Annotated in this window: 7 protein-coding genes and 1 pseudogene; 4 read left to right on the forward strand and 4 right to left on the reverse strand. The window is 63.0% G+C overall.

All coding sequences use genetic code 11. The features are described 5' to 3' along the window. From DOU50_RS01510 to iolB, 3 genes are all read left to right on the forward strand, one after another. Nucleotides 1-1417: bifunctional 5-dehydro-2-deoxygluconokinase/5-dehydro-2-deoxyphosphogluconate aldolase (locus tag DOU50_RS01510; protein WP_148768603.1), on the forward strand; the 1417-nt coding region annotated here is incomplete at its 5' end. A gap of 11 nt (nucleotides 1418-1428) precedes the next feature. Continuing rightward, on the forward strand, nucleotides 1429-2319 hold the full coding sequence (gene iolE / locus DOU50_RS01515; protein ID WP_024907546.1) for a myo-inosose-2 dehydratase: 891 nt from the start codon (nucleotides 1429-1431) through the stop codon (nucleotides 2317-2319). A gap of 9 nt (nucleotides 2320-2328) precedes the next feature. Next, nucleotides 2329-3153, forward strand: coding sequence for a 5-deoxy-glucuronate isomerase (gene iolB, locus DOU50_RS01520; RefSeq protein ID WP_148768604.1), 825 nt, complete (start codon nucleotides 2329-2331; stop codon nucleotides 3151-3153). Here the strand turns inward: iolB and DOU50_RS01525 are convergent. Further along, on the reverse strand, nucleotides 3119-4333 hold the full coding sequence (locus tag DOU50_RS01525; RefSeq protein WP_228117494.1) for an MFS transporter: 1215 nt from the start codon (nucleotides 4331-4333) through the stop codon (nucleotides 3119-3121). The genes iolB and DOU50_RS01525 overlap by 35 nt on opposite strands. Before the next feature lie 116 nt (nucleotides 4334-4449). On the opposite strand from DOU50_RS01525, the gene DOU50_RS01530 reads away from it, so the two are divergent. After that, on the forward strand, nucleotides 4450-4893 hold the full coding sequence (locus DOU50_RS01530; RefSeq protein ID WP_032646804.1) for a winged helix-turn-helix transcriptional regulator: 444 nt from the start codon (nucleotides 4450-4452) through the stop codon (nucleotides 4891-4893). A gap of 13 nt (nucleotides 4894-4906) precedes the next feature. Here DOU50_RS01530 and DOU50_RS01535 read toward each other — a convergent pair whose 3' ends face one another. From DOU50_RS01535 to DOU50_RS01545, 3 genes and pseudogenes are all read right to left on the reverse strand, one after another. After that, nucleotides 4907-5650, reverse strand: a complete 744-nt coding sequence (locus DOU50_RS01535; protein ID WP_148768606.1) for an alpha/beta fold hydrolase — start codon at nucleotides 5648-5650, stop codon at nucleotides 4907-4909. Between the two features lie 11 nt (nucleotides 5651-5661). Then, nucleotides 5662-6129 (reverse strand): DUF6130 family protein, encoded by a 468-nt coding sequence (locus DOU50_RS01540; protein WP_148768607.1) that lies wholly within the window; start codon nucleotides 6127-6129, stop codon nucleotides 5662-5664. A gap of 51 nt (nucleotides 6130-6180) precedes the next feature. Continuing rightward, nucleotides 6181-6416, reverse strand: a pseudogene (locus tag DOU50_RS01545) (MFS transporter); the annotation flags it as partial.

The following is a 6416-nucleotide window of genomic DNA, read 5'->3' on the forward strand; positions in this document are numbered from 1 at the left end:
CACGGTGCTGGACATCGACTACCGTCCGGTGCTGTGGGGGCTGACCTCCTTAGGCGACGGTGAAACGCGCTTTATCGCCGCCGATAAGGTCACCCGCGAGCTGCAGGAGGTGCTGCACCTCTTCGACGTCATTGTCGGCACCGAAGAGGAGTTTCACATTGCGGGCGGCAGCACGGAGACCCTGCAGGCGCTGGGGCAGGTGCGCTCAGTCAGTGAAGCTACGCTGGTCTGCAAACGCGGTGCGCTCGGCTGCTCGGTCTACACCGACGCCATTCCGCCCCGGCTGGACGACGGCCTGACGGTGACCGGCGTGCGCGTGGAGGTGCTGAACGTCCTCGGGGCGGGGGACGCGTTTATGTCCGGCCTGCTGCGCGGCTACCTGAACGACGAGGGCTGGGAGCAGGCGTGCCGCTACGCCAACGCCTGCGGCGCGCTGGTGGTCTCGCGCCACGGCTGCGCCCCGGCCATGCCGAGCAAAATCGAGCTGGATGACTATCTCTCCCGCGCTGCGAACGTGCCGCGCCCGGATCTCGACCCGCGTCTTAACCACCTCCACCGGGTGACCACCCGCCGCCGCGAGTGGCCGGAGCTGTGCGTGATGGCCTTCGACCACCGCAGCCAGCTTGAGGATATGGCGCTGCAGTGCGGCGCGTCGCTTAAGCGCATTCCGGCGCTGAAGCAGCTGATCCTGCAGGCCAGCCGCGAGGCGGCGAGCCGTGCCGGGCTGGAGGGTAAAGCCGGTCTGCTGTGCGACGGCACCTTTGGTCAGGACGCGCTGAACGCGATCACCGGGGAAGGGTGGTGGATTGGCCGCCCCATCGAGCTGCCGGGCTCGCGTCCGCTGGAGATGGAGCACGGCAACATCGGCACCCAGCTCATCAGCTGGCCGCAGGAGCATGTGGTGAAGTGCCTGGTCTTTTTCCATCCGGAAGACGCCCACGGCCTGCGCCTGGAGCAGGAGCAGAAAATTGCCGAGGTGTATCACGCCTGCTGCCAGTCCGGGCACGAGCTGCTGCTGGAGGTGATCCTGCCCGCAAGCATGCCGCGCAGCGACGAGCTCTACCTGCGCGCCATCTCCCGCTTTTACAACCTCGGCATTTACCCGGACTGGTGGAAGCTACCGCCGCTCTCCGCCGACGGCTGGACGGCGCTGAGCGAGATTATCGAACGCCGGGACCCGCACTGCCGCGGGGTGGTGATCCTCGGTCTGGACGCCCCGGCGGAACAGCTGCGCGCCGACTTTAAAGCGGCAGCGGGGCAGACGCTGGTGAAAGGCTTCGCCGTGGGGCGCACGCTGTTTGGCGATGCCTCTCGCGCGTGGCTGAAGCACGATATTGACGATGCGCAGCTGGTGGCGCGCATCCGGGACAACTACCTGCAGCTTATCGCCTGGTGGCGCGAGCGCGGACACGCATAATGGAGACGACAATGAGTGTACAACTGGGCATTAACCCGCTGACGTGGACGAATGACGATCTGCCTTCTCTCGGCGCGGAAACGTCGCTGGAGACCTGCCTGAGCGAAGGGAAAGAGGCCGGTTTCGCCGGTTTCGAGCTGGGCAATAAGTTCCCGCGCGAAGCGCGCCTGCTTGGCCCCATCCTGCAGCGCCACGACCTGCAGCTGGTCTCCGGCTGGTATTCCGGCCGCCTGCTGGAGCGCAGCGTGGAGGAGGAGATCGCCGCCGTGCAGTCCCACCTGACGCTGCTGCGCGAGCTGGGGGCGAAGGTGCTGGTCTTTGCGGAAGTGAGCGGCTGCATTCACGGCGAGCAGCAGACCCCGGTGCACCTGCGCCCGCGCTTCCCGCAGGCGCGCTGGAAAGAGTACGGCGAGAAGCTCACCGAATTTGCCCGCTACACCCAGCAGCAGGGAGTCCAGATTGCCTACCATCACCATATGGGCACGGTGATTGAGTCCGCCGACGACGTGGACAACCTGATGACCCACACCGGCGACGCGGTGGGGCTACTGCTTGATACCGGCCATCTGACCTTTGCCGGGGCCGATCCGCTGGCGGTGGCGCAGCGCTGGGCGTCGCGCATCAACCACGTTCACTGTAAAGACGTGCGCGCCGACGTGCTGGCGGACGTGAAAAACCGTAAAACCAGCTTCCTCGACGCGGTGCTGAGCGGCGTCTTTACCGTGCCGGGCGACGGCTGCGTCGATTATCCGCCGATTATGCGGCTGCTGAAGGCGCAGGACTATCACGGCTGGCTGGTGGTCGAGGCCGAGCAGGATCCGGCCATCGCCCATCCGCTGACCTACGCCCGTCTGGGATATAACAACCTGAACCGCCTGGCGCGCGACGCCGGACTGATTTAAGGAGGTGACATGTCACGTCTGTTATCACGCTGGCAACAGCCGAACGCGGAGGGGCGCACCCAGTCCGTCACGCCGGAGAGCGCAGGGTGGGGATACGTCGGCTTTGAGGCGTATGAACTGCAGGAGGGGCAGACGCTGACGCTGCCCGCCGTGCGCGAAGAGCGCTGTCTGGTGCTGGTCGCCGGACGCGCCTCCATCAGCACGCCTTCCGCGCAGTTTGACGACATCGGCGAGCGGATGAGCCCGTTCGAGCGCATCAAGCCGTGGGCGGTGTACGTCACCCCGCAGGAGACGGTGCAGGTGAAGGCGCTGACGACGCTGGAGCTGGCGGTCTGCGCCGCGCCGGGCAAGGGCACGCATCCGACACGGCTGATTGCCCCGCAGGATATCGCCGGCGAAGCGCGCGGTAAGGGGCACAACCAGCGCTATGTGCATAACATTTTGCCGGAAGACAGGCCCGCCGACAGCCTGCTGGTGGTGGAGGTGTGGACCAACGAGGGCTGTACCAGCTCGTATCCGAGCCACAAACACGACACGGATAACCCGCCTCAGGAGACGTATCTGGAGGAGACCTACTACCATCGCCTCAACCCGGAGCAGGGGTTCTGCATGCAGCGCGTCTACACCGACGACAGAGCGCTGGATGAGTGTATGGCGGTCTATAACCGTGACGTGGTCATGGTGCCGAAGGGCTACCATCCGGTAGCGACGATGGCCGGGTATGACAGCTACTACCTCAATATGATGGCGGGGCCGGTGCGCAAATGGATGTTCACCTGGGAGGAGGACCACGCGTGGATTAATCGGGATTATCCCGCGGATGGTGGTAGCTAACGCGGGTTAGCCACCAGAACACCAGCGCCAGCAGGCTGACCGAGGCGCCAAGCAGGCAGACGCCCGGCCAGCCGGCAAAGGCATACGTCATCGTCGTGCCGAGTGCGCCGAGCCCGCTGCCGACGGCATAAAACAGCATGTAAAGCCCGACCAGCCGGCTGTGCGCCTCGGGACGGATGCGAAAGATCATGCTCTGGTTGGTGACGTGCAGCGCCTGTCCCCCCAAATCGAGCAGTATGATGCCGATAAGCATGATCCCGAGTGAACGGTCCATCAGCGACAACGGCCACCATGCCAACAGCAGCATCACCAGCGCCGCAGCGCTGGTGCGTTGGGCATATCCCCGATCGGCCCAGCGTCCTGCCCGGCCAGCCGCCAGCGCCCCCACTGCGCCTGCCAGTCCAAACGCGCCAATCACGGTATGCGAGAAGCTAAAGGGCGGAGCGCTCAGCGGCAGCACCAGCGCGCTCCAGAAAATGTTGAACGATGCAAACATCAGCAGCGCCAGCACGCCGCGTATCTGCAGCACTTTTTCCTGCCGCAACAGTGTAAGCATTGAGCCAATCAGCCGCGGGTAGCTCATCGTGGCAGTGACGGCTGGCAGAGTGGGGAGCCTCCACCACAGCGGTAACGCAATGATGAGCATCAGCGCGGCGGCACACAGATAAACCCCGCGCCAGCCCGCGATATCGCTGATGCCGCCAGCAAAGACGCGCGCGAGCAGCAGACCCATGAACACGCCGCCCTGCGCTGCGCCGACAACGCGGCCTTGTTCATGCGGCGACGCGGCGCTGGCGGCGTAGGCAATCAGCCCCTGTGTCATGGCCGTACCCAGCATACCGGTCGCAAGCATACCGAAAAGCAGCGCCGAGGGGGACTGTGCCAGGCTGACGGAAATCAGCGCAACCACCAGAGCAATCAGCTGTATTGCCATCAGCCCTCGACGATCCACTTTGTCACCCAGAGGAACCACAAGCAAAAGAGCCAGCGCGCAGCCAATTTGTGTCGCGGTCACCACGCCACCCACGGCCGCATGGCTGATGCCGAAATCGTTCGCCAGCGCGTCAAGCAAAGGCTGGGCGTAATAGACATTTGCCACGCTTAAGCCGCTGGCAGTGGCGAACAGCCAGACCATGCTGCGTGGCATGTCGGCTGAAAGAGGAGCTGATGTCACTGACATGTTTAACATTCCTCGCCTGAGATAATCTGGTTTTAAAATGAAACTGGTTGAATGCTAGGCTATGTGGTTTTAAAATGCAACTGGTTGCGGGGTGGCCTTTGCGAGGAAAATACGAGATGTCCCAAAAGACGGTTAAAGCGGAATATTGTCCCGTTGCCCGCAGCGTCGAGGCGATCGGGGATCGCTGGTCGCTGCTTATCGTGCGCAATGCGTTTGACGGCATGACGCGCTTCGGGGATTTTCAGCGTAGCCTCGGGGTGGCGCGCAACATCCTTTCTGACCGGCTTCGCAAGCTTGTAGATGCGGACATCCTGACGTTACAGGGGGCATCTGACGGTACGGCGTATCAGGAATATGTCCTGACCGACAAAGGTGAGAGCCTTTTCCCCGTGGTCGTGGCGCTGCGTCAGTGGGGAGAACAGCATCTGTTTGCGCAGGGCGAGCGCCACTCGCTGTTGGTCGACAGGCGGACGGGCAAGCCGGTTCCCTTTATGGCGCCAGCAGCGCAGGACGGCACTGCGCTGCTGCCTGGGGATACGGAAGTGCAGAAAGTTGAATAAGCCGCCGCTGTTGTTAATTGCTCCTGATCGCCTGCTCAATCGTCCGGGCAACGATCTGCGGCTGGCTGACCATCGACACGTGGCTCGCTGCCACCTCTGCGGTTTTCGCATGGATCGTCTTCGCCATCGCCCGTTCAAGATCGGGGTTGATCATTCGGTCATTCTTGCTGACCACAAACCAGCTCGGTTTATCATGCCACGCCGCATGGGCGACCTTTTCACCAAACGCCTCGGCCTTAATCGGCCCCTGCGTCGCTGCAATCGTGTTTTGAATGTCTGGCGTCACATCCGGCGCGAAATCCTTCCTGACGGCGTCCGTTGGCAGATATAAATAGCCGTCCGCCGTTTTGGCAATGCCCGCGCTGCCCGGCGGCGCAGGGAATCTTTCTGCCAGATCCGCCGTCGACTGACCGGAATCCGGCGCGAACGCCGCCACATACACCAGTGATTTTACTCGCGCATTGTTGCCTGCTTCGCTAATAACGGTGCCGCCCCAGGAGTGACCCACCAGTACGACATCGCCCTGGGCGCGCTCGATGGCTCGTCGCGTGGCGGCAACGTCATCTTTTAGCGACGTGAGCGGTAGCTGGACGGCAATGACCTCTGCGTGCTGTTTCTGCAACAGGGTAATGACCTTATTCCAGCTGCTGCCGTCGGCAAATGCGCCGTGTACCAGCACGACGCTGGTTTTGCTCTGTGCAAAGGCGCTGGCGGAAAGCGCCAGCAGGCCTGCCGTCAGTACAGACAGTGCTTTCATTTTCAGATTCCTTAAAAATGGTGGACCGCCGCGTGGGGCGGTACGGTGAATTCAAGGGTTTTGTGATCGAGCGGCTTATGCGTCGGGCCGGCCAGAATAATGGTCACCTTGTGTTTCCCTGCGGGCAGCCCCACCAGGATCACCGGCTCTCCGCTGGCGTCAGCCCAGTGCCACGGCGCGTCATCCACCACCACGTGAATGTGCCCGATGCGCGGGGTGACCTTGAGCGCGTCGGGCCCGAACACCGGCTCGATGCGCAGGTTTTCGGCGCGGTACTGAATAAACACCGCGCCTTTGCTCAGCGGCCCGGCAAGCGGCGGATCGACTATCAGCTTTGCGGGCGGCTGCGGCTGCGCCAGCGGCGCAACGGCGGCGGGGCCGTTAACGTCCGCGGCGCTCAGGTTGTCCAGCGGTGTGGCCTGGGCATGGGCTACAGATGCCAGGACAAGCAGGGGGATAAGTGCATAACGACGGATCATCGGTCTCTCTCCTCATCGGTTCTCAATGGCGACAGGGAAAGAAAACCATTTTTATGTATCGGAGATATTTGCCGGAGGGGGCGTTTTGTACTCGTTCGTCACCGTGGCCCGCGGGATACAGTGCGATACACTTTGCCTTCCGGGACGGCGCACAATGGCTATCGCCAGCCCGGCAATCACCAGCGTCAGCCCCGTTGAAACCCACATTGTACCCGCGATCCCCAGCGTTTTATTCAGCCATGCATAGGCAAACGGTGAGGCTGCCGCCATCAGCTGGCCGGGGATCA

Origin of the sequence: Enterobacter sp. C6, assembly GCF_008122455.1 — a bacterium.
Taxonomy (GTDB): Bacteria; Pseudomonadota; Gammaproteobacteria; order Enterobacterales; family Enterobacteriaceae; genus Enterobacter; species Enterobacter pseudoroggenkampii.